Source organism: Lacticaseibacillus sp. 22, assembly GCF_055413445.1.
The window spans coordinates 1-21,626 of the sequence record NZ_JBVAYD010000035.1; the positions used below are offsets into that span (position 1 = coordinate 1).

Below are 21,626 nucleotides of genomic sequence, written 5' to 3' on the forward strand. Positions count from 1 at the left end.
CCTCACACTGCGGGGGTTTATTTATGTATTGGTCAGCCGGTGGGAGGCCGGCTGACGATTTCTACTTTGGAGGAGTAAAAATGAAAAAGTTGGGTTGGGGTTTGTATAGGAATGAGTGGGTGGCTCATTTCTATGTTGCTAATACTACAGAGCAGATGTGACGAAATTGTGACGGTGATATGGTATTTGTATTATTCATCCAAGGTGAAAGCATGATGGCATGCTAAATAGCCTTTCATTGTTGGCCTTTCGCTTGATCAGCCACTGGCACCGATGATATCCATGACTGGTTTGGCATTTGTAGGGCGCCTGCGGATAGAACTGCGGCAACTATTTGCGTTTCTCTTTTAATGATTTATGTTATGTAACGCAACAGCACTGTTGCATAAAGAACCCCCGGGGGAGAAGAAACGGGTAAAGCGCGATTGAGGCGTCCCCGATAACGGCCAGCAACTATTGCTAATTGGCGGTGAAGCTAGTGATAACCAGTAGCAAGTTGGCTGACGGCCGTTAAAAGAGAATCGAATCAACCGATGCCATCACGATGATTATCTTGATGTGGCCGCATCGTTACGTAATGGCAAGTAGACGCGTTCTACATGAAGAAAAATCGGTGAGGACGGGATTTTGACAACCTCCGAATGAGATTCGTTGCGTTTTTTAAAGATCAAAAGTGAACTCACTATCGCTCACTGGTCAAATACGCTTTAGTTTCATAAGGCCGGAGCGTATTTTCAGCGTCGTCGTCATAGTTGCTGATGAGTAGCTTGGCTGAAGGTGACAGCTGTTTGGCGATATCGCGAGTCAACGTCTGGTCGGTGAAGTTGCTGATGACGAGCAGTTCTTGTTTGGCGGCGTGGCGCTGGTACATGTATACATCAGGATCGTCTGGGTCGAGTAAGGTGTAAGCGCCGTAAACAATCAGATCAGGGTATTGTTTACGCAGCCGAATGAGTTTTTGATAAAAGAAGAAGACCGAATCGGAATCTGCCAGTGCAGCGGTTGCGTTAATGTCCGTGTAGTTTGGGTTCACGGCTAGCCAAGGAGTGCCTGCGGTGAAGCCGGCTTGCGGTGCAGGTGACCATTGCATCGGGGTCCGGGCGTTATCACGGGAACGACGGTGGATTCTTTTTAACATATCTTCTGGCGCAAGAGCATGTTGCTGTTCAACAAGTTCATGCCAAGCGTTTAGGGTGTCGAGGTCGCGGTAATCGTGAATGGATGGGAAGGCAACGTTGGTCATGCCAAGTTCTTCACCTTGATAAATGTAAGGCGTCCCTTCCAGAAAATGCAAAGTGGCGGCGAGCATTTTGGCAGAGTGAACCCGAAAAGCAGGGCGATCGTCCCCAAAACGCGAAACAGCGCGGGCTTGATCGTGGTTATCCCAATACAAACTGTTCCAAGCCTTACCGTGTAGTGCAGTTTGCCAATCGGATAGGACGCGTTTTAGATCGGTCAACTGAGGATGTTTGAGTGACCACTTGCCGAATTGTGGATCGTTATCAAGGCCAACATGTTTAAACTGGAAGACCATTTCAAGCTCGTGGCGATCGAAACCAGTATATTGAAGTGCCAAGGCGGGCGTAACGCCGGGTGCCTCGCCAACTGTCATAAGATCGTGCTTGGACAAAACCGCCTTGTTCATCGCACGTAAGTATTCGTGCACGTGCGGACCATTGGCAATTAAGCCCAGCGAGTTACCGTTTGGCTGTTCCAAAAGGTGTGGATCATCAGCAAAAACATCAGGCTTTGAAATCAGATTGATAACATCCATTCGAAAGCCATCAATCCTTTGATCACACCACCACGTCATCATGTCAAAAACGGCCTTGCGCACAGCAGGATTGGTCCAATTCAGATCAGGCTGTTTGACCGCAAAAAGGTGCAGATAATACTGGCCGACTTCCGGTACATACGTCCAAGCGGAGCCGCCAAAATCCGCGCGCCAATTAGTCGGTTCATGACCATCGACGGGATCGCGCCAAATATACCAGTCATGATGGGGATCCGTGCGACTTTGTTTAGCCGCCTGGAACCAAGGATGTTCGTCAGAGGTATGGTTGACGACCAGATCCATCATCATTTTCAAACCGCGGGCGTGGGCTGCTTTTAACAGTTGTTGGAAATCGGCCATGGTACCAAACTCCGGCATGATTTGTTGATAATCCGCAATGTCGTATCCGTTGTCGGCGTTGGGTGACTTGTAAATCGGGTTGAGCCAGATAACATCAACGCCGAGTTCTTTAATGTAATCCAAATGCTGGATGATACCTTGTAAATCACCGATACCATCGCCGTTACTATCTTGAAAACTGCGGGGGTAAACCTGATAAACCACTGCTTCTTGCCACCAACTTTTGTGCATGGAAAAAGAACCTCCTTGTGAGTGAGCATGGGCCTGAACCTGAGCGTCTGGTGAGAACCAGTGAGCTCCTCACACACCGATTTTTGCACAGACAAACAGACGATGATCATTAGTTTCAGTATAAAGGTTCAAACCATATGTGCAGTAAAAATGCTGTAAAGGTTTAGTTGTTTTGCCAAGCGTACGGACGAGCCGAACTATAATGTTTAAAAAGCGCCATGTTATACTTTTTCTATGAGCTAACAAAGTCGATAAGGCAGCGTAACGCGAACAATTAAGTGAGGTTTTTAAGCTTGAAACAGACTAGTGAAAGCAGACGGCGTCAACGACCACCTAAGAAAAAGTGGATGGCGCCGTTAGCAGTTTTGATCCTGGGATTGGGCATTATCGGCGGCTATTTTTATGTTGCCCAACAACAAACGAAGCGCGGAATGACTGAATCGCAACAGAGCGCGATCAAAAAGGTGACCTCAAAGCAGCATGCAAGTAAAAGCAGCGCGGTCAAACCAAGCGATATGGGGGAGAGTCGGGAGCGCAGTTCTCAGTCAACAGCCGGTAGTCAAGATTATGTTGTGGATGTTGCCAAGCTTTTGCGGGAACGTTCAGGGGCGGTTTTTACACGGCAAGGCGTGAATGCACCGACTCGGATTGAGTTGCAAGCGGACCCGCAGACAGCAAATTATCGCCTGACCATTCAGTATCAACATGCGGATGCCGTCACGATGAAAGCGACCATCCGCAATGTTGCAACTAAAACAATCAAGGTCTTCAGTGCTGACGCTGCAGGCCAAACGCGGACCGTCAAATGCAACACCGAGATTAAAGTGGGATCGTTTACCGATGAAGGGAGCCATTCACAAACCGCAGCGAACATGATTGGGGATAAGTTTTATCTGTTTTACAACGCACACGGCACCGTCTCATTGGTGACACCGAACTATGCGGGTAATGTGGAGACAAAGGCCAATACGGCGATTATGAATGAGTATGCTCAGGCATCGGCTGCGGAGTGATGTTTTAATACGTTGGGAGTCACCATACTTTCAAGCCTCACATAATCAGTCATATTGAAAAAATGTTTTACTAACATCAGCAATCCGGATAAAACATACCATCCAAATTAATAACATATATTGTTATAAGTGTAAGAAATCTCTTAAAAAAACAACCGAATAATTTACCGACACAACTTCCTTTGGTACTTTGACCTAAGGAGCGCCAGGACTGAATACTAGAGATAATTCGCAGTCAAGTTGCTTATTTTCAAACTTGTTAAATAGCAATGAACAGTTTCTTTCAACTTGATCAAGGTGCTTTTTGAAAGCAGAAAGGAAATGCTCGGGGTGAGAAGATTAACGGTTGAAACAGAGGAGACACTTTATAAAATTGGCTTTGTGAGCGCATTGGCGGTGGTTATTGCACTTACGCTTTGGTGGACGGTGTACAGAGATGGTGGTGTCGCCTATTATGCAAAAGTACATGAACCACGCAGCCAATTTTCGGTGACAGTTCCGGTTAATCTGCGCCAAAAATGTTACGTTTATCGAGCGTTGGCGAAAGATGCTGCTGGGCGCGGGAAGCTACTTGAGTTTAAGACGGATGAGTATGATCCCGGCCCCTTCTCTGACGGACAAATACTGCGCCTGACTTATAATACGCGCTATGGTGTGACTCATTATGAGCGAATTTCGATCAATGAGGTTCCGCCTAAAGCCAGAGATTAATGAAACAAAGAAGGCTGAACACAATAAAGCACCAGGAAACTCAGCGTTAGAGTTCCTGGTGCTTTATTATTTTGTGCTTAAATTCAAACCACAGGCAGAACCAAGACAAAAGCTCAATTACTTACCCGGTACATAGTCTTTATCAATAATCAAAACTGGTTTAATGGTCTTGCCAGAGCGGGAGTCAGCATTGGCTTCGTTGATCTGGTCGAATTGATAGAATTTTTCGGTTTTATCAAAGTCGAACATACCTTGCTTATAGAACTCAATTAGGCGCGGTACGTCAATTTGTGGGATGGAGTCGCCCATGTTGACGCCGACGATCTTCTTGTCATTGACGCAGAGGTCGTTCCAGGTATCAACGTCAATATGATGCGGCGTAACCGCGATCGTTGCGGTGGTACCACCTTGAGCCAGCATCTGGATTGTATCTTCCATCACTGCCTTGACGCCGGTTGTGTCGACAGCCCAGTCAACCCCGAGGCCACCAGTCAATTTTTTAACTGCGGCAACCGGGTCTTCGGTTTTGCTATTAACGACATCGGTTGCGCCGAGTTCTTTGGCTAATTCGAGTCGGGAATCCACAATGTCAATCGCAATCACTTTGGTGCACCCGGAGATCTTGCCCGCCATCATTGCGGCTAATCCAACGGCCCCAGTACCGGTAACCGCAATCGTATCACCAGGCTTTGGCTTGAGCGTATTCAAAACGGTTCCGGAACCTGTGACATAGCCGCAACCAAGCGGTCCAAGCTTGCGCAAATCAAGATCTTTGTCAACTTTAACCGCATTACGTTCACGAACGACCGTGGTAGTTGTGAAGGAGCTTTGGTCGAACATGTCTGCGACCGGCTTGCCATTTTCCGTGAAGTGCGCGGAGCCATCTGGCCGGGTACCGGACAAATTGTTATGGGCGTAATTGAGACACTGGGTCGGAATACCCTTCAAGCAGTTCTTGCAGTTTCCACAGGCATAAAAGCTTAAAACAACGTGATCGCCAGGTTTGAACTGGGTGACTTCCGGGCCGACTTTTTCAACAATCCCTGAACCTTCATGGCCCAGTACAATCGGGTAGCCGATAACGGCATCCCCGATACGTAAGGCTTCGTCGGAATGGCAAATACCACTGGCGACCATATGGACTTGAAGGTCGTCAGGACCCATCGGCGCTAGTTCAACATCGTCCCGAATTTTAAAATCAGCACCTTTTTCATCAACAACGGCTGCTTTGATTTTCATTGCAATCTCTCCTTCACTTGCTCATCATTTGATTACACGTTCATTGTTTCACAATAAAGAAAATTATCAAGCGCCGTTTACAAACATCTAAGGATATGTCCCAATGTTTAACTTGACTTTTTAGTTTCACGGTGAAAGCGCTTAATGCTTTTGCGGTGCAACGGCAAAGTGTGAAACAAAAACGAAACAGATTTACAGAATTGTTAACGGTGGGTTGGTGTGATCAGGAGAAATGTAACCCGTAGTGTGCAACCGATCATCTTTAGGCGTATTGCCGAATAGCGCGTGATATTTGTGGTAAAAGAAGCTTTTATTACTGATCCCGACTTCAAGACAGATCTCGCTAATGGGCTTCTTGGTGTTCTGAATCAAGCGGCGCGCATTGATGAGTCGTTCTTGCGTCAGTGCTTCGGAAAAGGTCTTGCCAACTTCTTTTGAGAACAGATTACCAAGGTAGTTTTTGTTATAAGCGTATTTATTCGCTAAATCTTCAAGCGACAAGTCCCGATAATGTTCGTGGATATCGTTAAGCAACTTGACCGCAAGTTTTTGCGTTGGCGAAGGATCCTTGATGGTTGGTTGATGACCACGAATCAGTTCCGCTATTAGAACCGTTAACTCGGACTGAATGATCGTATCCGAAAACGCGCGCGGGCGGAAATATTCTTCAATGATGCGCTCAAGTGTGATTTGAATGTCATGAAAACCATTGCGAAACAGAACATACCGCTGCTTGGTTTTTTGCTTCCGTAAATGATTAATCATGAAATCATAAAGCACACTTTGCTGACTTTGAATCTGGTTGAGGAAATCGATTGAAATATTGCGATCACGAAACAAAATCTTGATCAGCAAATCATTGTCGCCTAACGCATCAATGGCATGCTCACTTCCGATATCCAGTAGCAGCACATCGCCTTGTGACAGGTGGACACGCTGACCGTTAACCGTTTCATCGGCGTGTCCTTGCAACATATAGTTCATCTCAAAGAACTGATGGGTGTGCAAAGGATAAGGGGCATATCGATTATGTTTGCTGACATAAATGGCGTGATTGCGGAAAAAATAATCGTTTAAAACCGGGACGTTAGCCGTTTTTGATTCCCGCAAGTCAATCGCGGTTGGCGGAATGTCATCGCTAAAAACATGATGCTCCTTCTGCTTTTTTTCGACATCAGTCAAACTTTGCAACTGCTTTAAAATTGCTAATTCCATGGCACCCTCCTGTGCTTATGTTCCGATCATAATATTTATCTGACATTGTGACCATAACATGTAAGCGGTTAAATGTGAACTGTAAACGGTGACAAAAAATGAAATGTGCAGGAGGTAACACAATGGCTTCAGAGAAAAGCTCGTTGAAATCCACCATTCGTGTTTCAATCACGAATTTTCTGGATTCAGGCAGTATTGTTGCCGGTGCTAGCGGCTTGACACTGTGGACGCAGCATTTTGGACTCAGCAGTTTTCAAGTCGGCTTATTAGGCGCCTTGTCAGCCAACGCATTTGGCGCAGCGCTTGGTGCTCTCATCGGTGGGCCACTGTCTGATAAGTTTGGTCGTAAGTTGATTTACACCTATGACATGTTGGTTTATATGGTGGGCACGATCCTGGTCATGTTTGCCCTTAACTTCCCAATGTTACTGGCAGGATTTCTCGTAACTGGCTTAGCAGTCGGCGCCGGTGTTCCTGCAAGTTGGACTTATATTTCCGAAACGTCACAAGATGACAATCGAGCAAAGAATATTGGTGTATCACAGTTTGCATGGTCATTGGGACCGGCAGTTATTTTCATTCTCGGGACCGTTCTTGCACCACTTGGTCTGTTTGGTAACCGGATATTGTTCGGATTGCTGACTGTGATTGCCTTCATTGCTTGGCTCTTGCAACGTGGACTTGGCGAATCAAAAGCATGGCAGGATCAAAAGGCGTTTGAAAAGAGCTCCGGTGAAAAGTCGCATCCTTATCGCACCTTGTTCTCGAATAAAACCTCACTTAAATGGCTATGCTTCCTAGTCGGTGTTTACATGTTCTGGAACTTGGTAGCCGGAGCGATGGGCTTCTTCATGCCATATGTTTATGAAACTGCTGGCGGCTTGTCTAATCAGGAAACTAACCTACTGCAAGCTGTACTTTGGGTTCTCACCGCATTGGCAACGTACTTTGGATTCGCTAAGTACGGTGACAAAGCCAACCATCGAATTTTCTTCTTCGTTGGCGCCGCAATGGCCGCAGCATCTTGGATCGTATTGACCTACGCCGGCATGGCTCAGTCATGGAGCTTATGGGCGTTCGTAGCATTGTGGGGAATTAGCGCAGGAATCGGTGCCCAAGCATGGTATGCATTATGGGCAACCGAACTCTTCCCGACCCAATTCCGCGCTGGCTCACAAGGCGTGATGTTCTTCCTGGTTCGTGCCAGTGCCGGTGTTTGGTCCATTATTTTCCCGGCAATTCTCAACAGCCTCGGCTTCACCGTTGCCGGAACTTTCATGATCGGACTGCTATTAGTATCACTTGTCATTGGCACAATCTGGACGCCTAAGACGCGTGGCAAGAGTCTTGAAGAAATTACCCGCGAACAATATGGTGACAAGTTCTTAACTGACGATGAAAAGAGCAAAGCCGACCGCGACACAGCTGCAAAAGACACCGGCAGCGAACGCGTTTCACCACAGTCAATTAATTAACCAAACAAATGGTGTTAAAGAGAGGTGCAGCATATGAAAGCATACGTAGCAGTTGATATCGGCGCATCAAGCGGGCGGCTCATGCTGGGTGCGATTGTCGATGGTCAACTGAAACTAACCGAAGTTCATCGATTCAAAAACGGCTTCAAAAACGAAGCGGGGCATGATCGGTGGCAAATCGACCACATCATTGATGAAATTTTTGCCGGCTTGGAAAAAGTCAAAAAGATGGGCTATACCGCAGTGGACTTAGGAATTGACACTTGGGCCGTTGACTATGTCCTTGTCGGTAATGATGGCAAGAAAATGCACGATCCTGTTAGCTATCGAGATGCACGCACGAATCAGGCAGTACGGCAACTGACATCTGAGCTTCCAAAATCCTACATTTATGAAAAAACCGGCATCCAGTTCCAGGACTTCAACACACTTTATCAACTTTACACTGAAGAGCGCGATGATCTTGCTAAAGCCGATAAGATTCTGATGATCCCGGACTACATTGGTTATGTCCTGACCGGCAATGCCGTCACCGAGGTAACCAACGCCTCAACCACGCAAATGCTCAATCTGCGGCAGGGACTTTTTGATAAAGACTTACTCAAAGAAGTCAATGTTGCTCAGGATCAGTTCCCGGCATTGGTTGAATCCGGTACGCCGCTTGGCAAGATCAGTCATAAATGGCATGTGAAATACGATATTCCGGAAACCGATGTCATTACCGTCGCCACGCATGACACTGCGAGTGCGGTTGTTGGTACGCCGGGATTCGGCAATCATTGGGCCTTCTTAAGTTCCGGTACCTGGTCGCTGCTAGGGGCGGAACTCAACACCCCGGAAAATGGTCAGGATGCCTTCAAGGAAAATTACACCAATGAATGGGGCGCTTATGGTACCTATCGCTTTTTGAAGAACATCATGGGCTTGTGGATTGTGCAATGCATCAAACGCGAGCTGAACGATCAGTATAGCTTCAAAGAGTTGGCGGAAATGGCTGACAAGGTAGCGCCATTCCGCGTCTTCATTGATATCAATGACAAGCGGTTTGAAAATCCCGCTAACATGATTAAAGAACTGCAGGATTATGTGGCCGAAACCGGACAGGCCAAGCTGGAAACGCCAGGTGAACTGACGCGGGCGGTTTATGAAAATCTAGCTCTTTATTATGCCAACGAGATTCACAAGCTCAGCACCATTATTGCCGATCCGATTGATACGCTGAACATCGTAGGCGGAGGTTCGAATGTAACCTTAATGAACCAACTGACAGCTGATCTCGCAAATGTCAAAGTGGTCGCGGGTCCAAGCGAGGCGACAGCAATTGGTAATCTGCTCGTTCAGATGATTACGACCGGCGCTGCTAAAGATGTTGTCGCCGGGCGCAAGCTAATTAAGGCATCGTTTGATTTGAAGACTTATGAACCGGATTCATCCGCTTATCCGGATGTATTCGCTAAATATAAGGCATTTATGAAAACAGTCAAGGTTCAGACAGCTAAGGAGGCGGTTTAGTCGTGAAGCGTATTGGGCAAGTCATGTACGTTTATCCCGATAAATACGAGGAGTATGAGAAGCGGCATCGCGAGCTGTGGCCAGAAATGAAAGCAGCCCTTAAGAAATATGGCGCCACTAATTATTCTATTTATCTCAACAAGGCCAATGGCGAATTGTTTGCCTATCTGGAAGTGCCAGACGTTGCTAAGTACAACGAAATTGCCAACACTGACATTTGCAAGAAGTGGTGGGCGTATATGGAGCCGCTTATGAAGACCAACCCGGATAACAGTCCGGTCGCCGATGATCTCCATGAAGTGTTCCACTTGGATTGAGTCGAAGTTTAAATGCGGTAACCAGTCACAATAGATGATTTTAAATAAAGGAGCGTTTTTCACATGGTTAAACCAGAAGAAGTCGATAAGGCATATGAAGTCGCAAAACAGCGTTACGCAGAAATCGGAGTTGATACCGATGCAGCCATGAAGGAATTGGAAAAGGTACCTTTGTCCGTTCATTGCTGGCAAGGCGATGACATTCATGGGTTCCTATTCCCTAACCAGGAACTAACCGGCGGCATTGGCGTTTCCGGTAATTATCCGGGGATTGCGCGCACACCGGATGAATTAGCCGGAGATATGCACGAAGCTTTAAGCCTGATTCCCGGCAAGCATCGGGTTCAGCTGCACGCCATCTATGCGGTAACGGATAAGAAGCGCGATCTTGATACACTTGAGCCAGAAGACTTTGATTACTGGATCGACTGGGCAAAGCAAGAAGGCGTTGGTCTCGACTTTAACGGCACTTTCTTCTCCCATCCAATGGTAAAGGATAACATGACGGTTTCATCACCCGATCCCAAAGTGCGTGACTTCTGGATCCGCCACGGCAAGATCAGTCGGGAAATTTCCAACTACATTGGCGAAAAGTTAGGCAGTCAGGTTGTTAATAACTTCTGGTTCCCGGATGGCTTTAAGGACAACCCAATTGACAAAAAGACCCCACGGCTGCGCTTGCTCAAAGCCTTGGACGAAATCATCAAAGATCCGCTGCCAGAAAAGAACACCATCGAATCCTTCGAGGGAAAACTGTTTGGTACCGGAATCGAATCCTACACCACTGGTTCCCACGAATTCTATCAAAACTATGCGATCAGTCGAAACAAGTTATGGACAATTGACGCCGGACACTTCCACCCAACTGAAGATGTTTCCGACAAGTTCAGCGCCTTCTTCCCATTTGGCAAAGGTTTGTTCATGCATGTTTCCCGTCCGGTTCGTTGGGACTCTGACCACGTTGTCATCATGGACGATGCGCTGATTCGGATTACCCGGTCACTGGTTCGGGACGGTTATCTTGATCGCACGCACATCGGCCTTGACTTCTTTGACGCCACCATCAATCGGGTCGCAGCTTGGGTCGTAGGTGCCCGGGCCACCCAAAAGAGCTTGCTGCAGGCAATGCTGGCACCGATTGACCAGTTGAAGAAAGACGAACTCAACGCTGACTTCACCACCCGCTTAATTGAAACCGAAGAATTGAAGTCATTCCCATTCGGCGCTGTTTGGGACAAGTTCTGCCAGGATCACAACACCCCGGTCGGCTTCGACTGGATGAACAACATTCACCAGTATGAAAAAGACGTTCAATTCAAACGCGATGCCAAGTTGGTCCACTAATTCGTCAATTCTGAAAGGAACACGCCTAATGGATAACAAGAAACAATTTCTGAATCCCGAATATACCCAGAGCTTTGTCGAGTCACCGTATGTGGCACAAATGCGCAAAGTCACCTGGAACCTTTATCAACATGGCTGGGATGAACGCAATGGCGGAAATGTCAGCTACCGGTTAACGGCTGCTGAAATTGCCCCTTATGGTGATGTGCATGAAGTCAAGCGCAACTTGCCAATTAAGTTCGATGCCAGTGAACTGGCGGGCCAGTATTTTCTGGTCACCGGAACCGGACGCTACTTCAAGAATGTCAAGGATTTTCCGGCCCGCGACACCGGCTTAGTCCAAATTGCCAAAGATGGCCATAGCGTTGACCTACTCTGGGGCTTCAATGACGGCGGCCAGCCAACCAGTGAATTTCCGGCTCATCTGATGACCCACATTCAACGGCTAAAGCAGGATCCAAATCAGCGCGTGGTGATGCACTGCCATCCTACCAATCTGGTTGCCATGTCCTTTACGCTGCCGCTGGAAGAGAAGCTCTTTTCCCGCATTTTGTGGAAGATGCAGGCTGAATCCATTGTGGTCTTCCCCGAAGGCATCGGCGTCTTGCCATATATGACCCCAGGCACCAACGAAATCGGTCAGGCAACCGCCCAAAAAATGGCCGATTTCCGAATCGTCATGTGGCCGCAACACGGAATCTTCGGCGCCGGCGATTCCATTGATGAAACGTATGGCTTAATTGAAACCGTTGAAAAAGCGGCGACAATTTACACCGCTATTCAGGCTCAAGGCGGCCGCATCATCAACGAAATCACGGATGAAAATCTGGAACAACTGGCCAAACGGTTTGACTTAACGCCTAACCCAGCCTTTCTTCACGGTGATTCACTCATCAGTCAGGTAACGCTAAAAGTGTAACGTTATCTGCTCATGGTAGGATACCTCCTAAACACACTCTAAAGAGCCCACTGATTGTTGAAGGCAATTGGTGGGCTTTTTGGGTTGGATGAAAGCTATACATGGTTTCGCCGATGAGGTGGTATAGGAACTTTTATGTGTCTGGGCTAATAAGCTTGATGAACTGTGAAGAAAATTGACGACCTTTTTTGAAGAAAAGCCGTTAATCGTGCAATCTATTGGCGCGTTGAATGAAAGCGCTTATTATTATAGCCGTAGTCAGCTGATGAACAAAATATTGTTAGATTTGGTAGATATCAAACTTGGAGGCAGAATAAATGACAAACGTGACATTTCCTAAAATTGGTATTCGTCCGACGATTGATGGACGCCGGCGTGGTATTCGTGAATCACTAGAAGAACAGACTATGAACATGGCCCATTCAGTTGCCAAGCTTTTAGAATCAACCCTTAAATATCCAGATGGTTCACCTGTTCAGACTGTTATTTCTGATTCAACCATTGGCGGTGTTAAAGAAGCAGCAATGTCTAAGGAAAAATTTGATCGCGCCGGAATTTGTGGAACCATCACAGTTACACCTTGTTGGTGCTATGGCAGTGAAACGATGGATATGTCGGCGGATCTACCTCATGCTATTTGGGGATTCAATGGTACAGAGCGTCCTGGGGCGGTTTATCTCGCAGCCGTCTTGGCAGCTCACACGCAAAAGGGAATTCCAGCTTTCGGTATTTACGGGCATGATGTACAAGATGCTGATGACACCACAATCCCTGAAGATGTAAAAACAAAAATTATCCGGTTTGCTAAAGGAGCATTGGCAGCGGGTTTGATGCGAAATAAGAGTTATCTTTCGATTGGCGGCGTAGCGATGGGAATTGCAGGGTCAACGGTAGATCCAGACTTTTTCCAAGAATATCTAGGGATGCGGAATGAATACGTCGATATGTCAGAAATAGTTCGTCGTTGGGACGAAGGCATTTATGATCAAGAAGAGTTCAAAAAAGCAATGGCGTGGGCAGAAAAGAATACACCAATCGGCCCGGATATTTATAACGAAAAAGATCCTAACAAGTTCACTGATGAAGAGAAGCATGAACAATTGGCTAACTGTATCAAAATGACGATCATTGCTCGTGATCTGATGGATGGTAACGAAAAATTAGCAGACCTTGGTTTTAAAGAAGAAGCGGAAGGTCATAATGCAATTGCTGCAGGATTCCAGGGGCAACGACAATGGACAGATCATTTTCCTAATGGCGATTACATGGAAGCCTTCATGAACTCTCAGTATGATTGGAATGGCATTCATCAACCGCACGTATTTGCTACTGAAAATGACTCGTTGAATGGTGCTTCAATGTTATTCAATTATTTACTAACCAACACGCCGCAAATCTTTGCTGATGTGCGGACATATTGGAGCCCTGAAGCTGTTGAACGAGTGACAGGCACTAAACTTGAGGGATTGGCTAAGCATGGGTTCCTGCATCTATCGAATTCTGGAGCCCAAACACTTGATGCGACAGGCCGAGAGACGATCAATGGCGAACCGGCTATTAAACCTTTTTACGAATTATCCGAACAAGAAGCGCAGGCTAATTTAACACACACGCGGTGGATCCCAGCAAATATTGGTTACTTCCGTGGCGGTGGTTTTTCTTCTAACTATGTAACACGTGGTGGAGAACAAGGGATGCCTGTTACCATGAGCCGGATTAATCTTGTCAAAGGTGTCGGTCCAGAATTACAGATTGCAGAGGGTTTTGCGGTAGATCTTCCTGAAAATGTGTTTGACATCATCAACAAGCGAACAGATCCGGGTTGGCCGTCAACATTCTTTGTTCCAATTTTGACGGGACATGGCGCGTTTAAGTCTGTCTATGATGTGATGGATAACTGGGGAGCTAATCACGGTGCGATTAGTTACGGTCATATTGGTGCAGACTTAATAACGTTGGCTTCGATTTTACGAATTCCAGTTAACATGCATAATGTGCCGGAATCCAGTATTTTCCGTCCGCGAGCATGGGCATCACTAGGTACGGAAAATCTAGAGGCGGCTGACTTCAATGCATGCAAAAACTTCGGTCCATTGTATCGATAGTCTTGGAAATGAGTGATGAGGATGGATATAAGAAACTTAATTGCAGTTGATTTAGGTGCGAGTTCTGGACGACTCATTTCCGGCCAGTTTGATGGTAAGCGAGTTTTATTGAAGGAACAGTTTAGATTTTCTAATCAACCAGTTAATGTCAACCACCATCTATATTGGGATTACCTGAAAATTTTTCAGGAAATTAAATACGGATTAACGATAGCGCAACGTGACTTGAAGCAAATTGACAGCTTTAGTGTCGATACTTGGGGTGTTGATTATGGACTTTTGAGTCACCATGACGAGTTATTGTTTGCACCGCACAGTTATCGAGATACGAGAACAACAGAGGTAAAAGAAAAATTCTATCAACGTGTTAGCCCGGTAAAGCTATTTCTAACTACGGGAAACCAGCCGGATCTTATCAATACCAATATTCAACTATTCGCCGACATTAGACGGTATCCTTTTCTACTGACGAAAGGCACCACATTTTTGATGATGCCTAACCTGATTGGCTATTTCTTTACCGGTGTTAAACAAAGTGAATTTACAATAGCCAGCACAAGTGGCCTTCTCGATGCGCAGAGCCGCGACTGGAACACTGAGTTACTAAAATCGTTGGGGATACCAAAACAGTGGTTTGGTGACTTAACGGTTGGAGGAGATGTTCTTGGCCCTTTGCAACCAAACATTATCGCAGAACTACAGTTAGATTCTACGATACAGATGATTAATGGTGTTGGTCATGACACTGCGGCAGCGTTATTAGCTTTGCCAATCGAAGAAAAAGATCGACAACGGGCTGCCTTTATTAGCTGTGGAACATGGTCGATCATCGGACGACAGACAACAGATCCAGTTGTGACTATGGATGCTGCAGATGCAGGACTAACTAATGAAGGATGTTTTGACGGAACAAACCGACTTTTGAAGAATGTGACAGGGCTCTGGATCATACAAGAACTCCAACGTGAATGGTCCTATAAGGGCATGATGATTGATTTTGACAAGATGACGGCTGAAGCTAAGGCTGCTGCGTCCATTAATAGTTATATCGACCCTAATCATCCATTATTTGCTGAGCCGGGTCGAATGGAAGAAAAGATAAAGCTGTTCTTGGAGCAAACCGGCCAACAGCTGCCTAAAAATCGTGGCCAATTAGTAAGAGTGGTTTTGGAAAGCCTTGCGATGGTCTATAGAAAGACGATCCATGATTTGCAAAAAGTAACCGGAGAGCCAGTCAAAGTTGTTCATATTTTTGGTGGCGGTATTCAAAATCAGTTGTTAGTCCAATTAACAGCCGATTTGACCCAGCTGCCGGTTGTAGCTGGGCCTGTTGAGGCAAGTGTTTTGGGAAATATCGTTTCGCAATTACTGGTTTTGAAACAAACGACCCCGGATCACGTTGTCAACATTATGAATCACTCCTACGCGGTCAAGACTTACCGGCCAAGCCGAGTTGAGTCGTTTGAGAACCGGCTCAAGAAATTTGAAATGCTTCTTAAGCAAGAACAGGACTTAGATTTGCTGCTGGAACCGAAGATCGAGATGGGGTGACTGGGGATGGATTCTAAGAAACCGTTATTACAGCCAGCAACGAAACCGATTGTTTATCTTTTTGCCATTCTTGGCGGATTTGCGGGATTATTGTATGGTTACGACTCAGGGGCGATCTCACTTGCCTTGCCATCCATAACAACCGCTTTTGGCTTAAACTCAGCAGAAAAAGGATTAGTTGTTTCGTTCTTACTATTTGGTGCACTTCCATCAATTGTTGTCTTTACAGCTATGGAAAAGAAGATAGAGCGGCGAAACGTTTTAATACTTGGCGGTTTTATCTTCATTGGCGGTAGCATTTTTAGTGCTTTGTCGGCTGACACGATGATGTTGATGGTAGCTCGGTTCATATTAGGTGTTGCAGCTGGCATTGCCAACATGTACGGGTTGATTTATCTTTCTGAATTAGCGCCGGCTCATATCCGTGGCTTAATGTCTTCGCTGTACCAGTTGAGTGTTAATATCGGGATTTTAATGGCTTATGCTGTCGGGGCCTATAACCTCCCGGCTGACAACTGGCGATGGACGCTTGGACTTGGGGCCATACCAGCTGCGGTCTTTGCTGTTGGTATGATATTGTCGCCGCAAAGTCCTCGATGGTTAATTCGTGATAATCAAGTTGAAAAAGCGCGAAGAGTGCTCAAGCGCGTGCGGATAACCGATGACGAGATTGAGTCAGAAATCACAGATATTCAAGATAGCTTGAAATCGCAAGAGGCTGGGTTGCGCGAATTGTTTGGCACTTTTAGACCGGTTATGATTTTGCTGTTTGTTCTAACCTTCTTTCAGGTATTTACGGGGATCAATGCAGCTGTTTATTACGCACCGGAAATCTTCCATAACTTAGGAATGGCTAATGCTAGCATTCTCGCTGACTTCGCTGTTGGTGGTGCGTTGGTTGTCTCCACCTTTTTATCGCTGCCATTTATTGACCGCCTCGGGCGAAAAAAGCTGTTAGAAATAAGTCTCGGTGGTCAAGTTCCACCAGCTATTGCTTTATGTATATGGTCTGACAATGCAACGATCGCGATTGTCGCCATTTTCGTTTATGTCTTTGCATTTGGTTTTGGATTGGGACCGGTCTTTTGGTCCTACGTACCGGAAATTTTGCCACTTAAGGCAAGGGCACTTGGTATGGGGGTTATCACTTTCACACAGTACCTCTTTAATGGCATTCTTTCTTTGATTTTTCCAATGTTGCTAGAGGCTTTAGGAATTAACGTTTTCTATATTTTTGCCGCTTTGTCTGCGCTGGCCGTTTTCTATATTCATAAGAATGTCCTAGAGACCAAAGGCAGAACATTGGAAGACATTGAACTCTATTGGGAGACCAAGCAAGTATAGGAGCGTGAGCAAGTGTTAAAGAATATTCCTAAGAGATTATCTCCAGAACTAGTTAAAACACTGATGGAGATGGGGCATGGCGACGAAATTCTGTTAGCGGATGCCAACTATCCTGCTAATACCAACCATGATCACGTTATTCGAGCAGATGGCCTGACAGTTTTAGACCTCTTGCAAGATATTTTAGTCTTGATGCCATTAGATTCATACGCGGATTATCAAGCAATTGTTCAGGAGGTAGTTCCTGGCGATAAACATGTGCCTAATGGTGAACCGCCAGTCTGGCATCAATATCGAACAGAGATAGCTAAGTCATTCTCAGACTATCAGTTCAAGTCTTTAGAACGATTTGAGTTTTATGAACATTCCAAACAATGCTTTGCAATTGTACAAACCGGCGATCAGGCCCTATATGGGAACTTGATTCTTAAGAAGGGTGTTATTAGTTGATCAACTGAGAAGAAGCAAGCGCAAAACAAACGAAAGTCAGCACTAGGAGATCGATTTTCCTAGTGCTGATTTTATGTATGCATAATAAGAAGCCGTTGATTTATGTGAAAAGATAAGTCCGTGAGAAAGTGATTTTCGTGAAACGGTTTTTAAAAAATTCAACGATCCTTCTAAACTTGGACGTCATTAGCATGTTCTTCGTATGGATCAAAGCTTTAGCAGTTGAATGAAAAAAAGCAGCCTCATTGCTGCTTTTTTTAAGGTTAATCTCTGATCGTCATTTTTAAGAAGATAAATGTCAGTTACTCTACTTCACCTAACTGCATTTCGCTGACAGGTCTTGTTGGATTGGAAGGCAAAGGTACTTGTTTTGACTTAATCGGAGTACTAGGGACCGCAATTGGCGGAACCTCTTTGTAAGGATCTTTGTAATTGCCGCCACAAGAGTGAAAATCGTCAAGCAAGCCTAATTTAATGAAAATTGCTTGTTGATAGGCAATTCTAGCATTCCATTCAAGTGTTTCCATGATTCTAACGGCAATATGCAAGTCAGAACTCGTAATCACAATACCATGACTATCAAGTAAAAAGACATTCTCCATAGCCTTGTCACCAATTTCAAGCAGAGCATCATGTACGATATTAGCCAATGCCATTGAAGTTGCTGGTGCAAAGGGGAGAACCCTTATACGTCCGAGTTCTCTGGTTGCTTCGGTCACATTGGGCATATCGAGTCCGGCAGTTGCCCAAAACATAGATTCTTCAGCATGCGAATGATAAACACAGCGAATACCCGGATGAGTTGCGTAAGCCTTTTCATGCATATTAATTTCTCGGGTTACATCGCCGACACCATCAATTTTCTGACCGGTGATTGCATCAACAACTAGGATCTGTGCAGGATGCAATTCAGCGTAATAGGTTTCAGACATAAAAGTGGGTGTGATAAGGATATAGGGATGCTCATTCTCATCAAAAACTTTAATTGACATATTTCCGCCAGCAACATTGGTATCTTTACGATCGAACATCACTTGCACTGTATGGGCAAGATCAGTACGTTCGGCCTGAAACATCATTTCCATCGTTCATGACTTCCTTCCGTATTGGATAGTGTCATTATAGCTTGAAAAGATTGATATATTGACGGTTGTCACTGATGTTGACTAATGGTCTGATTATGCGATGGAAAAGCGCCACAATTCTTCATAATGCGTCATTCTTGCAAGCGCTTACGATCGCCGTTAGAATGTTGTTGAATTATAAGAGGGGGGATTAGTTTGTTTAAAAACGAGCGATTAAACAGGATCATTTCCGTCTTGCAGCACAAGAAGCGGATGGGAACATCAGAATTAGAACAAGAATTATATGTAAGCAGTTCAACGTTACGTCGTGATTTGATTGAATTAGAAAAGATGGACAAAGTGCGGCGTGGCTTTGGATATGTAGAACTGGTTAAGCCTGACAATCTTGAATTGCCTTATTTATTCCGCGGACAAGAAAGAGAACAAGAAAAAAGGCAAATTGCTGCAACGGCTAGTATCTTTTTGAGTGATAATCAAGCCATCTTCATCGATTCTAGTTCAACGGCATCCTTTCTAGCTCCTTATTTAGCAAAATTAAATCATGTTATAGTCATTACAAATGGTTTGCGGATTGCCGTTGCATTAGACGGTTTGCCATCTATCAAGACTTTTTTAACAGGAGGACGCTTGCGGAATGGATCTGGGTCTATTTTGGGTGACGATTCAATTGCGTTTTTAAGTAATTTTCGAGCAAATCTATTTTTTATGTCATGCGTTGGCTTGGCTGATCACGGTGTATTTATGTCTAGCCAGGAGCAATCAAGCGTCAAGCGAGCGATGATGCAACGAGCCGAAAAAACCATTCTATTATGCGATCATTCCAAGTTTGGCGTAAAAAGTTATTATCAGTTGTGCAGTGAGCAGTCGCTTGAAGCTGTTATCACAGATGAAGATCCTGGGATGGGTATAGGGAGAGAATTAGCAGATGCAGGCGTTGAACTCCTTGCTTAAATATAAGACTCGTATCATGTGGATTTTAAATTGAATAAGACAAATAATGGTGATAGATAGCTTATGTGTTACATGGCTAAAGGATCGGATTTCTGTCGCGTGTATTGAAATAAAAAAACTCACTATCGAAGAGACGATAGTGAAAAAGGTTATGAATAATCGGTGCATCGAGAGTTAATCTCAAGTGCCGATTTTTTTTGCCAGCGTAGCAAGTCCGGCGCTGTTAATGTGGCATGTCCGGTGACCGTCGATGAACATTCAAAACAAATCGAGAGTGGTCGCGGATAAAAGACGAGACCGAATATTCAAAAGCATGACCCTTTTGATCGTAAGCAGTTTGTTCAATGACTAAAACCGGGCTTCCTTGCTTGATGTGTAGCGCATCGGCGGTTTCTTTGTCTGCCTCTGTTGCATATAAAACCCGGCGAGCATCAGTTAATTGAATCCCAATACTGCCAAGATAATCATAAATGGAGCCTTTGAGAATTTTCCGGTCCAAAGGCGCGATATGGGTAGGCATAGTCGTGTGTTCAAGGCTGTAGTAATGTCCGTTTACAAGGCGAACGCGCTTGATGTCATAAATTGGCTCGTTCCCCTTGATTACCAGATTTTTTTGTTCGGTTTCATTAGGAAGGCGAGCGTCAAAATAAAGCAGTTTGCTCGTGATTTTTTGATCTCGATGCGAGTAGGTGACGCCAATAGGGGCATCGAGTGGTAAGAGTTCTTTATCATCATCAGTCGCTCGTGCGCGAACATAGCTGCCCGATCCCTGTTTGCTATAAATTAAACCTTCGTCCTGAAGAATTCGCAGTGCTTTTTTGATCGTTAAGCGACTAGTTTGGTAAGTCTTGGCAAGCGTTTCTTGAGTTGGTAATGGTTTGCCTGCTCGATAATGATTCGTCAGAATATCTTTTTTTATGTCAGAATAGACTTCCCAGTATAGATACAACGGTTTCACCTCAGTTAAATTCATGGTTCAAACATTATAACACAAGTGGATTATTTGGTAGGTCATTCATTCGAGAATTAAATTATTTGTATATAAATATATTTTTGGGTTGAACTATTTGTATATACAACTTAAAAATAAGTCTTTACAAAATATGAAAGCGCATTTAAACTGACATTATTGCAAGAAGTTGGTTTAAACAAAATTGACATAGGGGTGACTTACCATGAAGTTCAACGTGGATAAAATACAGGAACCGTTGCTCAAGGCATCAATGTGGGTGCAGAACAACACGATCTTACAAGCGGTCAAAAATGCTTTTGTGCGAACGATTCCGTTTACGGTTATCGGCTCATTTTCCAATTTGATTAAGATGCAGCTGGATGCCTTAATTAAAGCGCAACATTTGCATTGGGGCTGGTTAACAAGCATCAGTAACTTGTTTGGTTATCTGGGAACAGCGACATTAGGGATCGTTGGTTTAATCGTCGTTATATCCAGCGCTTATTCCTATGCGGTGGAATTGAAACAGCGCGATGAAAACAAAAATATGAACATTATTATCGCAACGCTGTTGGCATTTTCTGCTTATTTCGTGATGGTGCCTAACAATGTTAACTTTGCTGATCCAAAAGCCAAGATCATTGAAGGCTTTGCATCATCATTTTTCAGTTACGAAGGTATGTTTACTGGATTAATTGTCGGCATGCTGGCCGTGGCAATGTTTGCCGCTTTCAGTCGCTCAAAGTTTACGATCAAAATGCCAGGGAGTGTTCCACAAAATGTGTTTGATTCATTCTTTGCCTTGATTCCAATGGCGGAAGTGTTGCTGTTGTTTGGACTTGCACGAATTGGGCTGCAAGCGATGGGTTATGCAAGTTTAATTCAACTGATTGCTACAGTTATCATCAAACCACTATTAACCGTGGGGACAGGCTTACCAGCAATTATCGTGGTGATTTTGTTAGAGCAGATTCTTTGGTTCCTTGGCTTGCATGGCTTCAACATTGTCTGGGGTGTCGTGTCTGCGTTCTGGTTACCACTATTTCTACAAAATGTTGCTAAGTTTGCTGAAACCAAA

General features: G+C 45.0%; 18 protein-coding genes. 13 read left to right on the top strand and 5 right to left on the bottom strand.

The window, feature by feature from the left end; translation table 11 throughout:
- Nucleotides 1-682: 682 nt before the first annotated feature.
- Nucleotides 683-2,365, bottom strand: coding sequence for a glycoside hydrolase family 13 protein (locus ACWP87_RS12535; RefSeq protein WP_014570165.1), 1,683 nt, complete (start codon nucleotides 2,363-2,365; stop codon nucleotides 683-685).
- A gap of 347 nt (nucleotides 2,366-2,712) precedes the next feature.
- Here ACWP87_RS12535 and ACWP87_RS12540 point away from each other — a divergent pair, with 347 nt between their 5' ends.
- The gene (locus ACWP87_RS12540) at nucleotides 2,713-3,378 is read left to right on the top strand and encodes a hypothetical protein (RefSeq protein ID WP_029944049.1); all 666 of its coding nucleotides are present in this window, start codon (nucleotides 2,713-2,715) and stop codon (nucleotides 3,376-3,378) included.
- A 321-nt stretch (nucleotides 3,379-3,699) separates the two neighbouring features.
- The gene (locus tag ACWP87_RS12545; RefSeq protein WP_014570163.1) at nucleotides 3,700-4,089 is read left to right on the top strand and encodes a YxeA family protein; all 390 of its coding nucleotides are present in this window, start codon (nucleotides 3,700-3,702) and stop codon (nucleotides 4,087-4,089) included.
- A 117-nt stretch (nucleotides 4,090-4,206) separates the two neighbouring features.
- On the opposite strand, the gene ACWP87_RS12550 is transcribed toward ACWP87_RS12545, so the two are convergent.
- Together ACWP87_RS12550 and ACWP87_RS12555 are read right to left on the bottom strand one after the other, a co-directional pair.
- On the bottom strand, nucleotides 4,207-5,328 hold the full coding sequence (locus ACWP87_RS12550) for an NAD(P)-dependent alcohol dehydrogenase (protein WP_005686583.1): 1,122 nt from the start codon (nucleotides 5,326-5,328) through the stop codon (nucleotides 4,207-4,209).
- Between the two features lie 192 nt (nucleotides 5,329-5,520).
- A complete protein-coding gene (locus tag ACWP87_RS12555) occupies nucleotides 5,521-6,543 on the bottom strand; it encodes an AraC family transcriptional regulator (RefSeq protein ID WP_014570162.1) in 1,023 nt (340 codons plus the stop codon).
- Between the two features lie 122 nt (nucleotides 6,544-6,665).
- Here ACWP87_RS12555 and ACWP87_RS12560 point away from each other — a divergent pair, with 122 nt between their 5' ends.
- The 9 genes from ACWP87_RS12560 to ACWP87_RS12600 all read left to right on the top strand — a co-directional run bounded on the left by ACWP87_RS12560 (nucleotide 6,666) and on the right by ACWP87_RS12600 (nucleotide 17,560).
- Nucleotides 6,666-8,018, top strand: a complete 1,353-nt coding sequence (locus ACWP87_RS12560; protein ID WP_014570161.1) for an MFS transporter — start codon at nucleotides 6,666-6,668, stop codon at nucleotides 8,016-8,018.
- Between the two features lie 33 nt (nucleotides 8,019-8,051).
- On the top strand, nucleotides 8,052-9,530 hold the full coding sequence (gene rhaB, locus ACWP87_RS12565; RefSeq protein ID WP_005686577.1) for a rhamnulokinase: 1,479 nt from the start codon (nucleotides 8,052-8,054) through the stop codon (nucleotides 9,528-9,530).
- Nucleotides 9,531-9,532: 2 nt separating this feature from the next.
- Nucleotides 9,533-9,847, top strand: a complete 315-nt coding sequence (rhaM, locus tag ACWP87_RS12570; protein WP_005686575.1) for an L-rhamnose mutarotase — start codon at nucleotides 9,533-9,535, stop codon at nucleotides 9,845-9,847.
- A 63-nt stretch (nucleotides 9,848-9,910) separates the two neighbouring features.
- Nucleotides 9,911-11,191, top strand: coding sequence for an L-rhamnose isomerase (locus tag ACWP87_RS12575; protein WP_005690867.1), 1,281 nt, complete (start codon nucleotides 9,911-9,913; stop codon nucleotides 11,189-11,191).
- A gap of 28 nt (nucleotides 11,192-11,219) precedes the next feature.
- Nucleotides 11,220-12,110 carry a rhamnulose-1-phosphate aldolase gene (gene rhaD / locus ACWP87_RS12580; protein WP_005686570.1) on the top strand — a complete coding sequence of 297 codons (891 nt, stop codon included), beginning with the start codon at nucleotides 11,220-11,222 and terminating at the stop codon, nucleotides 12,108-12,110.
- A 317-nt stretch (nucleotides 12,111-12,427) separates the two neighbouring features.
- Complete coding sequence (locus ACWP87_RS12585) at nucleotides 12,428-14,215, top strand: L-fucose isomerase (protein ID WP_005717692.1); 1,788 nt, start codon at nucleotides 12,428-12,430, stop codon at nucleotides 14,213-14,215.
- A gap of 21 nt (nucleotides 14,216-14,236) precedes the next feature.
- On the top strand, nucleotides 14,237-15,766 hold the full coding sequence (locus ACWP87_RS12590) for a rhamnulokinase (protein ID WP_005686566.1): 1,530 nt from the start codon (nucleotides 14,237-14,239) through the stop codon (nucleotides 15,764-15,766).
- 6 nt (nucleotides 15,767-15,772) lie between these two features.
- Nucleotides 15,773-17,110 (top strand): sugar porter family MFS transporter, encoded by a 1,338-nt coding sequence (locus ACWP87_RS12595; RefSeq protein WP_005686564.1) that lies wholly within the window; start codon nucleotides 15,773-15,775, stop codon nucleotides 17,108-17,110.
- A 12-nt stretch (nucleotides 17,111-17,122) separates the two neighbouring features.
- Nucleotides 17,123-17,560: an RbsD/FucU family protein gene (locus ACWP87_RS12600; RefSeq protein ID WP_005686561.1), complete on the top strand. Its 438-nt coding sequence runs from the start codon at nucleotides 17,123-17,125 to the stop codon at nucleotides 17,558-17,560.
- 302 nt (nucleotides 17,561-17,862) lie between these two features.
- Here ACWP87_RS12600 and ACWP87_RS12605 read toward each other — a convergent pair whose 3' ends face one another.
- On the bottom strand, nucleotides 17,863-18,645 hold the full coding sequence (locus ACWP87_RS12605) for a class II aldolase/adducin family protein (protein ID WP_014570160.1): 783 nt from the start codon (nucleotides 18,643-18,645) through the stop codon (nucleotides 17,863-17,865).
- Nucleotides 18,646-18,840: 195 nt separating this feature from the next.
- Between ACWP87_RS12605 and ACWP87_RS12610 the strand changes: the two genes are divergently transcribed.
- On the top strand, nucleotides 18,841-19,596 hold the full coding sequence (locus tag ACWP87_RS12610; RefSeq protein ID WP_005686557.1) for a DeoR/GlpR family DNA-binding transcription regulator: 756 nt from the start codon (nucleotides 18,841-18,843) through the stop codon (nucleotides 19,594-19,596).
- A gap of 223 nt (nucleotides 19,597-19,819) precedes the next feature.
- On the opposite strand, the gene ACWP87_RS12615 is transcribed toward ACWP87_RS12610, so the two are convergent.
- Complete coding sequence (locus ACWP87_RS12615) at nucleotides 19,820-20,545, bottom strand: GntR family transcriptional regulator (protein WP_015765083.1); 726 nt, start codon at nucleotides 20,543-20,545, stop codon at nucleotides 19,820-19,822.
- Nucleotides 20,546-20,771: 226 nt separating this feature from the next.
- On the opposite strand from ACWP87_RS12615, the gene ACWP87_RS12620 reads away from it, so the two are divergent.
- Nucleotides 20,772-21,626 (top strand): PTS transporter subunit EIIC (locus ACWP87_RS12620; RefSeq protein ID WP_456970965.1); only part of this gene is annotated, 855 nt, incomplete at its 3' end.

Bases quoted from the DNA above. Each gene is read 5' to 3' on its own strand.
- ACWP87_RS12535 (WP_014570165.1), bottom strand. From the start codon at position 2,365: ATGCACAAAAGTTGGTGGCAAGAAGCAGTGGTTTATCAGGTTTACCCC.
- ACWP87_RS12545 (WP_014570163.1), top strand. From the start codon at position 3,700: ATGCTCGGGGTGAGAAGATTAACGGTTGAAACAGAGGAGACACTTTAT.
- ACWP87_RS12560 (WP_014570161.1), top strand. From the start codon at position 6,666: ATGGCTTCAGAGAAAAGCTCGTTGAAATCCACCATTCGTGTTTCAATC.
- rhaB (WP_005686577.1), top strand. From the start codon at position 8,052: ATGAAAGCATACGTAGCAGTTGATATCGGCGCATCAAGCGGGCGGCTC.
- ACWP87_RS12575 (WP_005690867.1), top strand. From the start codon at position 9,911: ATGGTTAAACCAGAAGAAGTCGATAAGGCATATGAAGTCGCAAAACAG.
- rhaD (WP_005686570.1), top strand. From the start codon at position 11,220: ATGGATAACAAGAAACAATTTCTGAATCCCGAATATACCCAGAGCTTT.
- ACWP87_RS12595 (WP_005686564.1), top strand. From the start codon at position 15,773: ATGGATTCTAAGAAACCGTTATTACAGCCAGCAACGAAACCGATTGTT.
- ACWP87_RS12585 (WP_005717692.1), top strand. From the start codon at position 12,428: ATGACAAACGTGACATTTCCTAAAATTGGTATTCGTCCGACGATTGAT.
- ACWP87_RS12605 (WP_014570160.1), bottom strand. From the start codon at position 18,645: ATGGAAATGATGTTTCAGGCCGAACGTACTGATCTTGCCCATACAGTG.
- ACWP87_RS12590 (WP_005686566.1), top strand. From the start codon at position 14,237: ATGGATATAAGAAACTTAATTGCAGTTGATTTAGGTGCGAGTTCTGGA.
- ACWP87_RS12550 (WP_005686583.1), bottom strand. From the start codon at position 5,328: ATGAAAATCAAAGCAGCCGTTGTTGATGAAAAAGGTGCTGATTTTAAA.
- ACWP87_RS12540 (WP_029944049.1), top strand. From the start codon at position 2,713: ATGGCGCCGTTAGCAGTTTTGATCCTGGGATTGGGCATTATCGGCGGC.
- ACWP87_RS12555 (WP_014570162.1), bottom strand. From the start codon at position 6,543: ATGGAATTAGCAATTTTAAAGCAGTTGCAAAGTTTGACTGATGTCGAA.